The 16,622-nt window shown below is 71.4% G+C and carries 14 protein-coding genes; 4 read left to right on the top strand and 10 right to left on the bottom strand.

Features of this window, described 5'->3' with window-relative positions:
• Positions 1 to 130 precede the first annotated feature (130 nt).
• Positions 131 to 1,432 (bottom strand): sugar ABC transporter substrate-binding protein, encoded by a 1,302-nt coding sequence (locus tag ABGB05_RS29395; RefSeq protein ID WP_347657173.1) that lies wholly within the window; start codon positions 1,430 to 1,432, stop codon positions 131 to 133.
• A 243-nt stretch (positions 1,433 to 1,675) separates the two neighbouring features.
• On the opposite strand from ABGB05_RS29395, the gene ABGB05_RS29390 reads away from it, so the two are divergent.
• The 3 genes from ABGB05_RS29390 (at position 1,676) to ABGB05_RS29380 (ending at position 7,622) form a co-directional block, all read left to right on the top strand.
• Complete coding sequence (locus tag ABGB05_RS29390; protein WP_347657172.1) at positions 1,676 to 2,878, top strand: ROK family transcriptional regulator; 1,203 nt, start codon at positions 1,676 to 1,678, stop codon at positions 2,876 to 2,878.
• A gap of 304 nt (positions 2,879 to 3,182) precedes the next feature.
• Positions 3,183 to 5,831, top strand: a complete 2,649-nt coding sequence (locus ABGB05_RS29385; protein ID WP_347657171.1) for a discoidin domain-containing protein — start codon at positions 3,183 to 3,185, stop codon at positions 5,829 to 5,831.
• Between the two features lie 225 nt (positions 5,832 to 6,056).
• Positions 6,057 to 7,622, top strand: coding sequence for a substrate-binding domain-containing protein (locus ABGB05_RS29380; protein ID WP_347657170.1), 1,566 nt, complete (start codon positions 6,057 to 6,059; stop codon positions 7,620 to 7,622).
• 49 nt (positions 7,623 to 7,671) lie between these two features.
• Here ABGB05_RS29380 and ABGB05_RS29375 read toward each other — a convergent pair whose 3' ends face one another.
• Together ABGB05_RS29375 and ABGB05_RS29370 are read right to left on the bottom strand one after the other, a co-directional pair.
• Entirely contained in the window at positions 7,672 to 8,655 is a 984-nt protein-coding gene (locus tag ABGB05_RS29375; protein ID WP_347657169.1) for a sulfotransferase domain-containing protein, read from the bottom strand.
• 117 nt (positions 8,656 to 8,772) lie between these two features.
• Complete coding sequence (locus ABGB05_RS29370) at positions 8,773 to 9,393, bottom strand: DNA-3-methyladenine glycosylase (RefSeq protein WP_347657168.1); 621 nt, start codon at positions 9,391 to 9,393, stop codon at positions 8,773 to 8,775.
• Between the two features lie 401 nt (positions 9,394 to 9,794).
• Between ABGB05_RS29370 and ABGB05_RS29365 the strand changes: the two genes are divergently transcribed.
• Entirely contained in the window at positions 9,795 to 10,106 is a 312-nt protein-coding gene (locus ABGB05_RS29365; protein ID WP_347657167.1) for a hypothetical protein, read from the top strand.
• Between the two features lie 50 nt (positions 10,107 to 10,156).
• On the opposite strand, the gene ABGB05_RS29360 is transcribed toward ABGB05_RS29365, so the two are convergent.
• The 7 genes from ABGB05_RS29360 to argB all read right to left on the bottom strand — a co-directional run bounded on the left by ABGB05_RS29360 (position 10,157) and on the right by argB (position 16,594).
• Positions 10,157 to 10,894: a hypothetical protein gene (locus ABGB05_RS29360; RefSeq protein ID WP_347657166.1), complete on the bottom strand. Its 738-nt coding sequence runs from the start codon at positions 10,892 to 10,894 to the stop codon at positions 10,157 to 10,159.
• A gap of 64 nt (positions 10,895 to 10,958) precedes the next feature.
• Positions 10,959 to 11,414 carry a GNAT family N-acetyltransferase gene (locus ABGB05_RS29355; protein ID WP_347657165.1) on the bottom strand — a complete coding sequence of 152 codons (456 nt, stop codon included), beginning with the start codon at positions 11,412 to 11,414 and terminating at the stop codon, positions 10,959 to 10,961.
• Entirely contained in the window at positions 11,411 to 12,874 is a 1,464-nt protein-coding gene (gene argH, locus ABGB05_RS29350; protein ID WP_347657183.1) for an argininosuccinate lyase, read from the bottom strand. The genes ABGB05_RS29355 and argH overlap by 4 nt, the downstream gene beginning before the upstream one ends.
• A gap of 54 nt (positions 12,875 to 12,928) precedes the next feature.
• On the bottom strand, positions 12,929 to 13,444 hold the full coding sequence (locus ABGB05_RS29345; protein ID WP_347657164.1) for an arginine repressor: 516 nt from the start codon (positions 13,442 to 13,444) through the stop codon (positions 12,929 to 12,931).
• A complete protein-coding gene (gene argF, locus ABGB05_RS29340; protein ID WP_347657163.1) occupies positions 13,441 to 14,370 on the bottom strand; it encodes an ornithine carbamoyltransferase in 930 nt (309 codons plus the stop codon). The genes ABGB05_RS29345 and argF overlap by 4 nt, the downstream gene beginning before the upstream one ends.
• On the bottom strand, positions 14,370 to 15,686 hold the full coding sequence (locus tag ABGB05_RS29335; RefSeq protein ID WP_347657162.1) for an acetylornithine transaminase: 1,317 nt from the start codon (positions 15,684 to 15,686) through the stop codon (positions 14,370 to 14,372). Before ABGB05_RS29335 ends, argF begins: the two co-directional genes overlap by 1 nt.
• Positions 15,683 to 16,594, bottom strand: coding sequence for an acetylglutamate kinase (gene argB / locus ABGB05_RS29330; RefSeq protein ID WP_347657161.1), 912 nt, complete (start codon positions 16,592 to 16,594; stop codon positions 15,683 to 15,685). The genes ABGB05_RS29335 and argB overlap by 4 nt, the downstream gene beginning before the upstream one ends.
• Between the last annotated feature and the right edge of the window lie 28 nt (positions 16,595 to 16,622).

Below are 16,622 nucleotides of genomic sequence, written 5' to 3'. Positions count from 1 at the left end.
GATCCTTTCGAAGGTGGACCGTGGAGGGTGGCGCGTGGTGCCCCTCCACGGTCACCGTTGGGGTCGCGGGGCGGGGGCGCGCGCCGGCGCCCCCCGGCGGTGGGGCCCGCACCGCTTCAGGTGTCGCCGCTCAGCTGCCCATCTTCTGCTGCGCCACGCTGAGCTTCTCCTTGATCTGCGCGTCGGTGACGGGCTTGCCGCTCGCGACGTCGGCGAAGAGTTCCTTCATCGCGGTGCCGACCAGCGTCTCGAACTCGCTCTCGTCGGGCACCTGGGGTAGCGGTGCGGCGGTGGTGCTGAGCACCTCCTGGAGCACCTTCTGCTCCGGAGCCTGGAACGCGGGGTCGGCACCGGCGGTGGTGACCGACGGCAGCGAGCCGTAGGTCTTGTTGAGGATGGTCTGCTCCTCGTCGCTGGTCATGAACTTCACGAACTGCAGCGCACCGTCCTTGTTCTCGGTGTGCTTGAAGATCGCGATGTTGATGCCGGCGACCATGCTGTTGACCCGCTTGCCGCCGGGCGGGGTGACCGCCGGGAACGGCACCGGGGCGACGCCCCACTCGTCGGGGCTCATCCCCTGGGCCTTGAAGTTGTTGCCGGCGGCCTGCCAGAGCAGCATCGCCGCCTTGCGGTTGGCGAAGTCGGCGACCGACTGGTTCTGGGCGTACTCGGCGTTGCTCGGGTTGACGATCTTGTCGACCGCCATCAGGTCGACGTACCGCTTGACCGCCGCGACGTTCTGCGGGGTGTCGAAGGTCGGCTTGCCGGCCTGGTCGAACCACTCGCCGCCCCACTGCTGGCCGAAGGTGAAGGCGTGGTGGGCGTTCTCCGACGGGTTCGCCGCCTCGACGGCGAGACCCCACTGACCGCTCCTGGTCAGCCTCTTGCCGGTCTCGACCAGCTCCTCCCAGGTGGCGGGCGGGTTGGTGACGCCGGCGTCGGCGAACATCTTCTTGTTGTAGTACAGCGCGTACGCGAGGCTGTACAGCGGCACCGCGGCCGGCGGCTGGCCGGGAGCACCGGCGGCGGCGAGTGCGGCCGGCACGAACCGGTCCTTGCCCCCCACGGCGCCCAGCGTGGCGTCGTCGAACGGCACGAGCGCACCGGTCGCCTGCAGTGACGCCGACCAGGTGTTGCCGATGTTCACCACGTCGGGGCCCTTGCCCGACGTGGCGGCGGCCAGCAGTCGGTTGAGCAGGTCCGACCACGGTACGACCTCAAGGTTGACCTTGATGCCGGTCTGCTTCTCGAACTTGTCCAGTTCGGGCTGCAGGGTCTGCTTGTCGAACTCGATGCTGGCGCCCTGGTTGCTCGCCCAGTAGGTGAGCGTCTTCGCGGCCTCGCCCGACGAACCGCCCGAGTCACCGCAGGCGGCGAGGGAGGCGGTCGTCAGCAGGGCCGCGGCGACCATTGCGAGGTGTCTCTTCGACACGGTCTGCCCTTCTGCGTCGGCGGCCGGTCCGGGTGCCCGTCGGCGGGTTCGCCGGAGGCGGGTGCTCGGACGGCCGGAGGTGGTGGAGCGGTGGGGCACGGTCCGCACCGGCGGGTGGTAGCGCTTCCACCGGGGGGTTCCATCAAGGCTTAATTAACGCCGTTATTAAAGTGTGTGGTGGGCCGGCCGTCAAGGACTGGCCGTACAGTGACTCCCGGCAAGCCGGGTTTATCGAGGTGGTGGGTGGACCTGGAACGGACGACGAACCGGATCGTGCGACAGCGCAACCGGTCCGCCCTGCTGTCCAAGCTGTTCCTCGAGGGTCCGTTGACCCGGCAGGATCTGGCCCGCAGCACCGGCCTGAGCCAACCGGCGGTCAGCAACGTGGTCGGCGACCTGATCGGCGCCGGCCTGGTGGTCGAGGCCGGCGCGGTGGAGTCCGACGGCGGACGCCCCAGCATGAAACTCCGGGTGGCCCCCCGCTACGCCGTGGTGGCCGGGGTCGACGTCGGGGAGACCCGGGTCCGGGTGGAACTCTTCGACCTCGCGATGACGCTGCTGGCCAGCGCGGACTACCCACTCGACTCGGCGGGCCCGGCCCCGGAGGCGGTGGTCCGGCACATCCTCTCCGGGCTGGCCGCGGTCACCGAACAGGCCGCCGTCTCCCGCGCGGACATCCTCGGCGTCGGCATCGGCGTCTCCGGCGTGGTCGTGCAGGGCGACGAGGCGCTGGTGCACGCCCAGACCCTCGGCTGGGCCGGGGTGCCGCTGGAACGGCTGGTCCGGGCCGAGGTCGACCTGCCGGTCCACGTGGACAACGGCGCCAAGACGCTGGGCCAGGCGGAAATGTGGTTCGGTGCCGGGCGGGGCAGCCGGCACGCCGTCTTCGCCCTGGTCGGGTCCGGCGTCGGCGCCGCGGTGGTGACCAACGGGGTGATGTACCGGGGCTCGTCGAGCAGCGCCGGCGAGTGGGGACACACCACCCTGGTGTACGGCGGCCGTACCTGCCGGTGCGGGGCGCGCGGCTGCCTCGAGGCGTACGTCGGGGCGGAGGGCATCCTCGACCGCTACCGGGAGGCCCGGCGTGGCCGGGTGGTGCCCGGTGCCGACGAGGAGACCCGGCTCAACGCGTTGATCGAGGCGGCCGACGACTCCGCGACCGCCCGTCGGGTGCTGGCGGAGACGGCCGGTTACCTGGGTGCCGGGGTGGCGAACCTGATCAACCTGTTCAACCCGGAACGGGTGGTGCTGGGCGGCTGGGCCGGGATGGCACTCGGCGCCCGCCTGCTGCCGGCGATCCGGGAGGCGGCGGCCGGCCAGGCGCTCCGCCAGCCGTACGAGCAGACCGAGATCGAGTTGGGCCAGCTCGGCGTCGACGCGGTCGCGCTGGGCGCCGCCACCCTGCCGATCGCCCAGCTGCTCGCGGCCGGCGGCATCCGTCGCTGAACCACCGCTCCCGCCGCGATCACGGGGCGGAGTCCCGCAGTTTTCGTCAATCCGGATAAATTACGTCGTAATAGATTGATGTCTTGACGGCCACGGAACGCGGGCGCAAGACTCTGGACCGTCGAGAGAGCGCTCTCCGTCCCGCACCCCGACCCTCCGACGCCGTCCCGTCCCACCACCGCACCGCGCCGGCTCGGCGTACCCGTCGTACCCCGGCGCGGCACCGCACCGTCCCCCACCGACGTGACCCGCCGCCCCGCGCGGCGTGGTGACCTCGGACGATCCCCCATCGGTAGGTATCGTCATGATTTTTCAGCGTTTTTCCTCCCGAGCTCATCTCCGTCGCCGCCGATCCCGGCCGGTCGCCCTCGGGGTCGCCGCGACGCTGCTGCTCACCCTGGCCCCACTGGTCGCCTCGGCGCCGGCCGCGTCGGCGGCACCGACCCTGCTCTCCCAGGGCCGTCCGGCCACCGCCTCCTCGACCGAGAACGCCGGCTTCGCGGCCGCCGCGGCGGTCGACGGTGACAACGGCACCCGCTGGTCCAGCGCGGCCAGCGATCCACAGTGGCTGCAGGTCGACCTCGGCGCCACCGCCACCGTCAGCCAGGTGGTGCTGCGGTGGGAGGCAGCCTACGCCCGGGCCTTCCAGATCCAGGTCTCCGACAACGGCACCACCTGGACCAGCATCCACACGACCAGCACCGCCACCGGCGGCAACCAGACCCTCGACGTCACCGGCACCGGCCGCTACGTCCGGATGTACGGCACCGCCCGGGGCACCGGCTACGGCTACTCCCTCTGGGAGTTCCAGGTGATCGGCGAGCTGGGGGGAAGCAACCCCGGCACCTGCGGCACCGCGAACGCCGCCGCCGGACGCCCGGCCACCGCCTCCTCCACCCAGGACGCCGGCTTCCCCGCCTCGGCGGCGGTCGACGGCAACCCCGGCACCCGCTGGTCCAGTGCCGCCGCCGACCCGCAGTGGCTGCAGGTCGACCTCGGCGCCACCGCCACGGTCTGCCAGGTGGTGCTGCGGTGGGAGGCGGCCTACGGCCGCGCCTTCCAGATCCAGGTCTCCGACAACGGGACCACCTGGAACACCATCCACACGACCACGACCGGCACCGGCGGCAACCAGACCCTCGACGTCACCGGCACCGGCCGCCACGTCCGGATGTACGGCACCGCCCGGGGTACCGGCTACGGCTACTCCCTCTGGGAGTTCGAGGTCAGGACGACCGGTGGCGGTGGCCCGGGGCCCGGTCCCGGCCCGGTCGAGCCGACCGACCCGTTCAACCCGAACCTCGGCCCGAACACCTTCGTCTTCGACCCGTCGACGCCCACGGCGACGATCCAGAGCCGGTTGAACACGATCTTCACCGAGCAGGAGACGGCCCAGTTCGCCCCCCGGCGGTACGCGGTGCTGTTCAAGCCCGGCACCTACACCGCCGACGTCAACCTCGGCTTCTTCACCCAGGTCGCCGGCCTCGGCATGTCCCCGGACGACGTCAACCTGAACGGACACGTCCGGGCGGAGGCGTTCTGGATGGGCGGCAACGCCACCCAGAACTTCTGGCGGTCCGCCGAGAACCTCTCGGTGACATTGCCGGCCGGGACCATCGTCGAACGCTGGGCGGTCTCCCAGGCGGCCCCGTACCGGCGGATGCACCTACGCGGCGCCGGCAACCAGATCCAGCTCTGGAACGGCGGCGACGGTTGGTCCAGCGGCGGCCTGATGGCCGACACCAAGATCGACGGAATGGTCGTCTCCGGCTCCCAGCAGCAGTGGTACTCCCGCAACAGCGAGTTCGGCAGCTGGACCGGATCGGTGTGGAACATGGTGTTCCAGGGCGTCACCGGGGCGCCACCGCCGCACTTCCCGAACCCGTCGCACACGGTGATTCCGCAGACCCCGGTGGTCCGGGAGAAGCCCTTCCTGTACGTCGCCGGCAACGGCGAGTACCGGGTCTTCGTCCCCGGTCTGCGGAGCAACTCGACCGGCACCAGCTGGTACAACAAGACCCCGGTCGGCTCGTCGCTGTCGCTGGGCACGTTCTTCGTCGTCCGGCCCGGCACCACCGCGGCGACCATCAACGCCGCCCTGGCCCAGGGGAAGAACCTGCTCTTCACCCCGGGCCTCTACCGGCTCGACGACACGATCCGGGTGACCCGGCCGGACACCGTGGTGCTCGGCCTCGGCCTGGCCACGATCGAGCCGCAGAACGGCGTCACCGCGATGACCGTCGCGGACGTCGACGGGGTCAAGGTCGCCGGCATCATGTTCGAGGCCGGCGCGACGAACTCGTCGGTGCTGATGGAGGTGGGTCCGGCCGGCTCGTCGGCGAGCCACGCCGCCAACCCGACCTCGCTGCACGACGTCTTCTTCCGGATCGGCGGCGCGGTCCCCGGCAAGGCCACCACCAGTCTGCGGATCAACAGCGACAACGTGATCGGCGACCACATGTGGCTGTGGCGGGCCGACCACGGCGACCCCGGCACGTACGGCTGGACGGTCAACCCCGCCGACACCGGCCTGGTGGTCGACGGCGACAACGTCACCATGTACGGCCTCTTCGTCGAGCACTACCAGAAGTACGAGGTGATCTGGAACGGCAACGGCGGACGGACGTACTTCTTCCAGAACGAGAAGCCGTACGACCCGCCGAACCAGGCGGCCTGGATGAACGGCTCGACCCGGGGCTACGCCGCGTACAAGGTGGCCGACTCGGTGACCAGTCACGAGGCGTGGGGCCTGGGCAGTTACTGCTACTTCAACGTCAACCCGGCAGTGGTCAACGAACGGTCGTTCGAGGTGCCGGACACTCCCGGGGTCCGGTTCCACAACATGGTGACCGTCTCCCTCGGAGGTGTCGGCACCATCAACCGGATCATCAACAACACCGGCGAACCCGCCAACCTGGCAAACCAGCAGCGGTACCTGACGAACTACCCGTGACCACAGGCGGTTCCGGCTCTGCTCCACGACCGGCCCGCGTCCCGGCTGACCGCCGGGGCGCGGGCCGGTCCGCGCCCCGGCGCCGACTCCGACCGGATGCGCCGGGCCACCGTCGCGACGACAGATTTCACCCGTACGTCATCGACCGGAGCCACTGTGGACGCCCGGCCGGCGGGCCACGGTCAGCTTCCCCTGGTGCACTGCCAGACCCCGGGGGAGGTACCGATGTCAAGAACGCTGGATGGCGCCGTCGACGCGGTGACGGAGATCCTGCTCGCCCAGGGCGGCGTCTGGGCCCTCCTCCTCGGCCTGGTGCTCTCTGCCGGGTGGGGTGCCTGGAAAGAGGTCCGGGCCCGCCGAGCCGGCCGAAAAGTGCTCTCCTACAACGTCCTGTTCAACTCGCGGCTCGGCCTCGACCCGCCGGACGCCGGCGAACTGGTCCGGCTCCACGATCGTCAGGACGAGGTGATCGCCGATCCGTCGATGGTGGTGGTCCGGATCACGAACGAGGGCAGGACGGACATCAGCGCCGACGACTACCAACTTCCCGTCGAACTCGAGTTCGGGCGTCGCTCGGTGAAGACCGTCGACGTCACCGAGGCGCATCCGCCCGACCTGGTAAGGGTGATCGCGCCCAGGCTGACCGCCACCGTGAACCGGGTGGTGCTGCCGCCGGAGCACCTCAACGCGGCGAGCCGGTTCAAGCTGCTCGTCCTGCTCTCCGGACACAGTGACGAGAACGTGGTACGGGTGGGCGGCGTGCTGAAGGGCGGCGAGATCGTCGACGCCCGTCGGCAACAGCAGCGCAACGTACGGAACTGGCGGGTGGCGACCACGGTGACGGCGTCACTCTGCGCCGGGGCGCTGATCGTGGTCTGGCTGGTCAACTCCGCCGGACTGCGACCCACTCCGCCGGGTGCGCCCCGGTGTGTCGAGGGCACCCTCGACGTCGGTGGCTCGAGCGCTTTCGGCACCGCGGCCAGCCGGGTCATCGGCTCCTACACCGCCTACTGCGAGGACGCGACGATCCGGCTCTCGGTCTCGAACAGCCAGCACGGACTCGAACAGCTGCGGGACCTTCCCAACGGTGATCAGAGCCGGGTCGCGCTCTCCGACGGCCCGGCGGATCCGAACGTCTTCCCCGGGCTGGTCGAGCGGGCGGTGGCGATCGTGCCGTTCAGCGTCGTGGTACATCCGTCGGTGACCGGTCCGGGCGTGGACTCACTCACCCTGAGCACCACGCAGCTCCGTCGGATCTTCGACGGTCGGCAGAAGACCTGGCGAGACGTTGACCCACGGCTCTCGCCGGTACCGGTACGGATCGTCGGTCGGGGACAGTCGGGCAGTCGGGTCGCGTTCGAGCGGTATGTGCTCGGCGACGGGCGCACCCCGCGGTCGCAGGGGGAACGGACCTCGTCGGACTGTGTGAACCGGACGTACGCGAGCGAGGCGACCATCCTCTGCGAGGAGAGCACAACGGCCAGCCTGCTCCGCCGGGTCACCGAGGTGGAGGGGGCGATCGGATACGCCGACGCCCCCGACGCCCAGCAGGCGCAGCCTGCGGTGGTACCGGTCCGGCTGGACGGTCGGGATACCACACCCGCCGACATCGGCGCCGGGTACCCCTTCTGGACGGTGGAGTACGTCTACCGCCGGCAGCAGTCGACCGGGGTGGCCTCGTTGGCGTCGTCGGTCGTCGACTACCTGACCGGCGACGCCCAGGCCAACGTCCTGACCGCCACGGGCTACCCAGCCTGTGCCCACCATGCGGAGATCTGCACCCGCCGCTGACCACCGACCCACCCGTCGAGCTTTGGCACGCCCGCTGACCGTCGACACTTCAGGGTCGGTCGAGTGGCGCCGCCTGGTGGATCCAGGCCACCAGGTCGGGGTCGACGAGGGCGTACACCCGCTCCCGGTAGCGTCGCAGGTCGTCCTCGTCGAGCAGGGCCCGCCACTGACCGCTGACCCCACGGTGGAAGAAGCGGTCCGGGTCCCGCCAGATGACGGTCTCCGGCGCCAGTTCCTTCGCGCGGCGCTTCATCTGGGTGAACTCGGCCGCCCGGACCAGGTCCGGCCAGCGGTCCTCGGGCACGCTGATGCCGAGTCGGTCGGCGAGCCGGCGCATGACCCCGTCGAGGTCCGCCTTCATCTCGTCGTAGTGCAGCAGGACGACGTTCGGCAGGTGCCGGGCCTGCCAGAACGTGTCCAGGTGGTGCAGCATCGTCCGCAGTCCGACAAAGTCGTCCTCGGCCCCGATCCAGCTCCAGAACCGCTGGTGGGGCGACTGGGCCGGATCCGGGACGCCCGGCGGCAGCACAGCCGGTCCGGCCTGTCCCGCCAGCCCGCCGTTACCGACCGCCCCGAGGGCCTGGTCACCCGGGGCGGCGGGAAGCGGTTCGCCGATCGCGACGGCCCGCAGCGCCATCAGGCTGTCGAAGTCGGTGTTGGCCATGTGGTTGTCGAACGAGATGGCGACGTCCCGGGGATCCCGGCCGACCGTCACGTAGGTGACCTGTTCGTCGAACGGCAGCCCGTCCAGCGGCGTGTGGGTCTTCAGGAACCTCCGGTGGTCCTGTGCCTCCAGGTCGGCCAGGACCTCCTCCCGCTTGCGGGTGAACACGTCCGGCCACGGCGACATGACGTCCAACGGCTGCGGAAAGTCGGTCGACTGGAAGATCAGCAGAGCACAGATCATCTGTGTCCAGGTGGTACCGCACTTGCCGGGTGTGGAGATCACGATGTCGCCGGCCCGGAACGGGAAACCCGTCCACCGGTCGCTGTCCATCAGGAAGTTCTGGTATCGAGCCGTCGGTTGCCGCATGGACACGCCTCCCCCGGAATCGGCGTCGGCCGTGGTCGCGAAGCCACTGCGGAGCGCACCCGGCCGATGATTGACCGCAGCCAATAGTAGGCGCTGCCCCTCCCGTCGACCATCCCGTCAGGCGGGTCGTGCCCGACGGGGGACGTGCCGGCGGTAGTCGCTGACCGTCGGGTCCCCGGCGATCCAGAACCGCCAGGGCAGGTCGTACGCGCCGGTGACCCCGACCCGGGGACCGGCGGCGACCATCGACGGCGGCACCGGGGCGACCGGCGGACGAAGTCGTACCGGACCGTCGCCGAGCAGGTAGCGGCCGTAGACGGCACGGTCCAGGCCGAGGGCCGCACAGAGCCGGGCGGGTCCGCGCGCCAGATCCACGTCCCGGCGTACGGCGACCCGACGGCTCCGGGCCACCTCGAGCCCGTCCACCACCTCGCCGGCCCGGATCAGGACCGCCGACGCCTCCCCGTCCGGCCCGGTGACCACGTTCATGCACCAGTGCATGCCGTAGGTGAAGTACGCGTACGCGTACCCGGCCGGGCCGAACATCACGGAGTTGCGCGGGGTACGGCCGCGGTGGGCGTGCGACGCCGGGTCGCCGCCACTGCCGGCGTACGCCTCGACCTCGGTGATCCGGACGGTGACGTCGTTCGCGGCCAGGGTGGCACCAAGTAGTCCCCGCGCGGCGGGCAGCACCGGCCCGGCCAGCAGCGTGGCAAACTCCGCGGTGGTCGACGACACCGGGACAGGACATCACGAAGCCTCGGCGGCCTGGACGTCGGGGTGGCCGGCGAACTCCGTCGTGCACCACAACCCCGAGACGGAGCAGGGACGACGGATCATGTCAATCGAGACATCTCCATTGATGATTCACCACACTCAGCCGCTCACTCGCTCGCGATCTCGCCGTCCGGCCTTGCGGCCCGCCATGGGCAACGCAAAGGTTACTTTCAGTCGCCGAACGGAGGGCCTGCCATGTTTGTCACCGCGGCAGCGATCGCGGGCATCGTCCTGGGCTTCGTCGCCGGCCTTTGCGCCTACCGGACGTCCCGGCGCTGGTGTCCGGCCTGTGGCAGCAACCTCAGCTGCACGGCCTGCGCCAGTGTCGGCGTACGACGCAACACGGCGGCCCGGCGGTTCCGATGACCCGGCCGGGCCCGCCGGACATCACGCCCGGGACGGTGCTGGCCCTCGGCAAGGACGACTGGCGGTACGGCGACCAGGCACTGTTGCTCATGGTGGAGTTCGTCCGCTTCGACCTCTCCCGGTACTACGACAACCAGTGGGTGTGGGTCAGCGGCCAACGGCTCGCTCGGGACGGCACCCCGCTGGGCCACCTGGACGCACTGGTCCGGGTAGCCGCACTGCCGGACCGGCAGAGCTGCAACGGGGGCAGGCAACCCGGAGGGCCGTCCCCGAACGGACGCCGCCTCCGGCGCCGCCGACCGGAGTGATCGCCGTACCGGAGACGGTCGCGACCCGGCGGCGTCAGGCCGGGACAGGGTCAGGCCGAGGCCGCCGCCGGCTCGGCCACCACCGCGTCGTAATGCGCCAGCACCCCTCGCCCGGCCGCGAGCGCGGTGTCGGACCGTGCCGTCGTCGGCACCGCGAGGTCGACCAGGGTCCGCAGCTCGCCGTCCACCACCTCCGCCAACCGGCGCCACCGCACCGGACGCCCGGTGTCGGGATCGCAGACCGAACCGGAGTGCCGGTCCGCCACAGCCGCCCACAGTGACCGGTCGAGTGCCCGGACGGTGCGGTCGAGCAGGTCGGCGGAGCCCTGCGGCGCAGCGTATCCGGGCGCCTCGTCCAGCACCATCCGCAGCACGGTCACCAGGTCGTCGGCGTGGCCGGCGACCCACCGGCGGACCCGGTGGACGCGGCCCAGGTCGGGCCAGCGCTTCCGGGCCGCCTGCCGCGTGCTGCCGACGGCCTCTCCCAGGTCGGCCAGGCTGGCACCCAGCCAGACCGCGTCCGCCGCGTCCTCGACCGCGCACCGGGTGACCGCCTCGGCGAGCAGGTTCTGGGCCACCCGACCGGCCCGTACCCGCCGCAGCGCCTCGTTCCGTCGGGGCCGCTCGTCGTCGACGTCGCCCGACTTCGCCCCGGCCTCCGGTACGTCGGACACCGGATGTCCGACCAACGTCGCGATGATCTCCCGTACCGCCCGCTCGACACGGACGGCGTGGTCCGGGTACTCCGCCGGGGGCAGCTGGTCGACGACTTGTTCCCACTGACTCATTGCCCACGCTCCTGACAACCCAAGGTTTACAAAGAGTATCAGCGTAAACCGAGGGTTTACAACGTCAGTCGGCGCTCAGCGACCTGCTCCAGCGCGCCCACTCCGGACGCGGTTCGTAACCGAAAGCCCGCCACGCCGGCTCCGCCAGCGTGTTGTCGTCCAGCACCAGCGCATCCACCCGGGTACCGCCGAACGCCCGGAACCGCTGCTCCGCCGCCTCGACCAGGGTCCGGGCGAGACCCCGGCCCCGGTATCCCGGTGCCACCGCCAGCCGGTACAGCCGACAACGCCAGCCGTCCCAACCGGCGATGACGGTGCCGACCAGTTCCACTCCGGCCCAGGCCAGGATCAGCGCGTCAGGATCCCGGGCGAGCAGTGCCCCGAGCGCGGCGGCGGTATCGGCGGGGCGGTGCCGGTCCTCGGCGGCGGCCCGCCAGAACGCCAGCACCGCCGGTACGTCGTCGACGGTCGCGGGCCGAAGCGCGGGAGCCACCGCGGCCGGACCGTCGGCCCCGCTCATCGCGGGATGACCTGCTCGGTCGACCACTCCCGCCAACCGTCCAACTGGTCCGCGGCGGACGCGAGCTGGTCCGCGACCGGCCCCGGCCCGGTCGAGCCCGGCGTGGTCCGGGCGGCCAGTGCCGAACGGACCGAGAGCACGTCCCGCACCCCCGGGTCGAGGTGCTCGCTCACCGCCCGCAGATCCTCGTCGGAGACCTCGTCGAGTTCACAGTCCCGGGCCACGCAGAGCGCCACCAGCTGCCCGGTCACCTCGTGCGCCTCCCGGAACGGCACGCCCTTGCGGACCAGCCAGTCGGCGACCTCGGTGGCGAGCGAGAAGCCGACCGGGGCGGCGGCGGCGAGCCGGTCCACCCGGACCGTCATGGTCGAGATCATGCCGGCCAGCGCCGGCAGCACCAGGTCGAGGGTGTCGAGGGCGTCGAACGCCGGCTCCTTGTCCTCCTGCATGTCCCGGTCGTAGGTGAGCGGCAGGCCCTTGAGCATGGTGAGTACGGTGACCAGCCCACCGATCAGCCGGCCCGACTTGCCCCGGGCCAGCTCGGCGATGTCCGCGTTCTTCTTCTGCGGCATGATCGACGAACCGGTGGCGAACGAGTCGTCGAGCTCCACCCAGCCGAACTCCTGTGAGGTCCACATCACCACCTCCTCGCCGAGCCGGGACAGGTGCACCCCGAGCAGCGCGGTGACGAAGAGGAACTCGGCGACGAAGTCCCGGTCGGCGACCGCGTCCATCGAGTTGGCGAACGAGGTCCGGAAGCCCAGTTCCTTGGAGACCGCCACCGGGTCCAGCGGCAACCCGGAACCGGCCAACGCGCCGGCACCGAGCGGGCTCACCGCCGCCCGGTGGTCCCAGTCCCGCAGCCGTTCCAGGTCGCGCAGCAGCGGCTGGACGTGCGCCAGCAGCCAGTGTCCGAAAGTGACCGGCTGGGCGTGCTGCACGTGGGTCATGCCCGGTGCCGGCGTCTCCAGGTTGCGGGCCGCCTGCTCGACCAGCGCGTCGGCCAGGCCGACGATCCGGGCGGCCAGCCCTCGGGCGTGATCCCGCAGGTAGAGCCGAAGGTCGGTGGCGACCTGGTCGTTGCGGGACCGGCCGGCCCGCAGCTTGCCGCCGAGCGTACCGAGCCGCTCCAGCAGCCCCCGCTCCAACGCGGTGTGTACGTCCTCGTCCTCGACGGTGGGCCGGAAGGTGCCGGTCCGGACCGCCGCCTCCAGGTCGTCCAGGGCGGCCAGCATCCGACCCAGCTCGTCCGGGTCGAGCAGGCCGGCGGCGGCCAGCACCCGGGCGTGCGCCCGGGAACCCGCCAGGTCGTACGGGGCCAGTCGCCAGTCGAACTGGACGCTGACCGACAGTCTCGCCAGCGCCTCGGCGGGTCCACCGGCGAACCGGCCACCCCACAGGCTCGTACGGTTGGTGCCGGCACTGTTCTCGGTCAGGCTCTTGTCGTCCACGCCGCTCATCATCGCTGAATAGACCTTTCGCTCACGACTGCGGGGCTCACTCGCTGCGCTCGGTCATGGCGCGGTGTTCCCATCAGAGGGTTCTTCCCGACCGGCCCAGGCGGAGAGCTGCGCCCCCAGGGCGGCTCCGCCGTCGGCCTCCCGGGCCACGACAAAAATGGTGTCGTCACCGGCGATGGTGCCGACCACCTCCGGCAGGCCGGCCCGGTCCACCGCGCTCGCCAGGTAGTGCGCGGCGCCAGGCGGGGTACGCAGCACCGCGATGTTGCCGCTGGAGTCGACCCCGGTGAGCAGTTCCCGGAGCAGCCGGACCAGCCGGGCCGGCGCCTGTTCGGCGTCGCGCAGCGGGCGCTGGCCGTCCTCCGGGATGAGGTAGACCGCCGGCCCGTCCCCGCCGCGCACCTTGACCGCGCCCAACTCCTCCAGGTCGCGGGAAAGGGTGGCCTGGGTTACCTGCACCCCGTCGGCGGCGAGCAGTTCGGCCAGCTCGGTCTGGGAACGGACCGGCCGATTCCGGATCAGGTCGACGATCCGGGCGTGCCGGGCGGTCCGGGTCAGCGGCCCACTCATGATCCGCTCTGCTCCAGCAGCCAGGCGAGCAACGCCTTCTGGGCGTGCAGCCGGTTCTCCGCCTCGTCGAACACCGCGCTGCGCGGACCGTCGAGCACCTCGTCGGTGATCTCCTCGCCCCGGTGCGCCGGCAGGCAGTGCAGCACGATCGCCTCCGGCCGGGCCGCCGCCAGCAGCGTCTTGTTCACCTGGTACGGCTGGAACGCGGTGACCCGGTCCCGGCCGTCACCCTCCTGGCCCATCGAGGTCCAGGTGTCGGTGGCGATGACGTCCGCGCCGTCCGCCGCCTCCATCGGGTCACGCAGCACCTGCACCGAGCCACCCGTCCAGGCGGCGATCTCGGCGGCCCGGCCGACCACGGCCGGCGACGGGTCGAAACCGGACGGGCCGGCGACCCGGACGTGCATCCCGGCGGTCGCCCCGGCGAGCAGGTAGGAGTGCGCCATGTTGTTGGCCGCGTCGCCGACGTACGCCAGGGTCCGACCGGCGGTTCCGCCACAGTGTTCACGGATGGTGAGCAGGTCGGCCAGGAGTTGGCAGGGGTGGAAACCGTCGGTCAACGCGTTGACCACTGGTACGTCCGCCCCGGCGGCGATCTCGGCGAGCCGCTCGTCGCCGAAGGTCCGGACGACGATTGCCGAGGCGTACCGGGAGAGCACCCGGGCGGCGTCGACCAGCGACTCACCCCGGCCGAAATGCGTCACCTGGGTGTCGACCACGACCGGGTGCCCGCCCAGCTCGGCGATGCCGACGTCGAACGAGAACCGGGTCCGCAGGCTTGGCTTGTCGAACAGGACCGCGACCGACCGGGGGCCGGCGAGCGGCCGGTACGCGAACCGGTCAGCCTTCATCCGGGCGGCCAGGTCGAGGACCGCCGACTGCTCGGCGGGGGTCAGGTCGTCGTCACGAAGGAGGTGCCGGACCATCAGTGCTCACCTCCGACCGATCCGGCGGCCCCGACCGGAGCCGATCCGGCAGCCTGGGCCGGAGCCGAGACAGGACCGTCCACCCCGGTGGCGTCCGCGCCGACCGACGCCGGGCCCTCCGCCGGGCCCGGAACAACAACAACGGGGTCCGGGGCCGCGGCCTCCAGGGCTGCCGGCAGGGCGGCGAGGAACGCGTCGACCTGGTCGAGACTCAGGATGAGCGGCGGGGCGAGCCGGATCGTGGTCGGCTGCACCGGGTTGGTCAGGAACCCGGCCGCACGCAGCGCCCCGGCCAGCTCGACGGACACCGGGGCACCGAGCCCGATACCGAGCAGCAGCCCGGCGCCGCGAACCTCCGTGACGAGGGGATGCGCGAGCGCCTCGACACCACGCCGCAACCGCTCACCGACCCGCTTGACGTGGTCGAGCAGACCCTCCTGGGCGATCGTCGACACCACCGCCAGACCTGCGGCGCAGCTCACCGGGTTGCCGCCGAAGGTGGTGCCGTGCATACCCGGCCGCAACAGCTCGGCAGCCCGACCGAAGGCCAGCACGGCGCCGATCGGCAGTCCGCCGCCGAGTCCCTTGGCCAGGGTGACCAGGTCCGGCTCGACGCCGTCGGCCTGGTGGGCGAACCAGTGCCCGGTCCGACCGATCCCGGTCTGGATCTCGTCGAGCACCAGCAGCGCACCGTGCTCGGCGGTGATCCGCCGGGCCTCGACCAGATATCCGGGCGGCGGTACGAGCACCCCGTTCTCGCCCTGGATCGGCTCCAGGATCACCATCGCGGTCTCGTCGGTGACGGCGGCGGCCAACGCGTCGACATCCCCGTACGGGACGTGGGTGACGTCGCCGGGCAGCGGACGGAACGGGTCGGCCTTGGCCGGCTGGCCCGTCAACGACAGCGCACCCATGGTCCGGCCGTGGAAGCCACCCTCGGTGGCCACCACCTTCGTCCGGCCGGTGAGCCGGGACAGCTTGAACGCCGCCTCGTTGGCCTCCGCGCCCGAGTTGGCGAAGAAGACCCGGCCCGGTCGGCCGGCCAGGGCCAGCAGCACCTCGGCGAGGGCCACCGGCGGCTCGGCGACGAACAGGTTCGACACGTGCCCGAGAGTGGAGATCTGCCGGGTCACCGCCTCGACCACCGCCGGGTGGGCGTGGCCGAGCGCGTTGACCGCGATGCCGCCGACCAGGTCGACATACTCCCGGCCGGCCTCGTCGACGACAACCGCGCCACTGCCGCGGACCAGCGCCAACGGCGGAGTCCCGTAGTTGTTCATCATCGCCTGCGACCAACGGTCGACCAGAGTGGTCATGGCGTGACCGCCGCCGGGTCGGGAACCACCATCGTGCCGAATCCTTCCGATGTGAAAACTTCCAGCAGGGTCGAGTGCGCCACCCGGCCGTCCACCACGTGCGCCGCCGGGACCCCGCCGCGTACCGCACGCAGGCAGGCCTCCATCTTCGGCACCATGCCCGACTCCAGCGTCGGCAGCAGTTCTGCGAGCTGACCGGCGGTGATCTCCGAGATCAGGCTGGAGGTGTCCGGCCAGTCGGCGTAGAGACCGGGTACGTCGGTCAGCACCACCAGCTTGCGAGCCCGCAGGGCGATCGCCAGCGCGGCGGCGGCGGTGTCCGCGTTGAGGTTGTGCAGTACGCCCTCGGCGTCCGGCGCCACGGTGGAGATGACCGGGATCCGACCGGCCGAGATCAGGTCGGCGACCGCCGAGACGTTCACCCGGTCCACGTCACCAACCTGGCCGATGTCGACCGGCTCGCCGTCGACGTACGCCGGGCGGCGGACCGCGGTGAAGAGCCGGGCGTCCTCGCCGGAGAGCCCGACCGCGTACGGCCCGTACTCGTTGATCAGGCCGACGAGTTCCCGACCGACCTGGCCGACCAGCACCATCCGGACCACGTCCATCGCCTCCGGCGTGGTCACCCGCAGCCCGCCCTTGAACTCACTGGCGATGCCGAGCCGGCCCAGCATCGCCGAGATCTGCGGGCCGCCACCGTGCACCACGACCGGCTTCAGACCGGCGTAACGCAGGAAGACCATGTCGGCGGCGAAGGCCCGCTGCAGTTCGGGGTCGATCATCGCGTTGCCGCCGTACTTGACGACGACGGTGGCACCGGAGAACCGGGCCAGCCAGGGCAGCGCCTCGATCAGCACGGCGGCCTTCCGCTGTGCCTCGGTCAGGTCCCGGGTCAGGGTGTCGGTCACGAGCGGTTCCACCTTTCGTTCGCGACTG

Origin of the sequence: Plantactinospora sp. B5E13, assembly GCF_039871775.1 — a bacterium.
Lineage (GTDB): Bacteria > Actinomycetota > Actinomycetes > Mycobacteriales > Micromonosporaceae > Plantactinospora.
The sequence above is the reverse complement of the archived record's forward strand: the minus strand, read 5'-3'. Positions and strand labels throughout refer to the sequence as shown.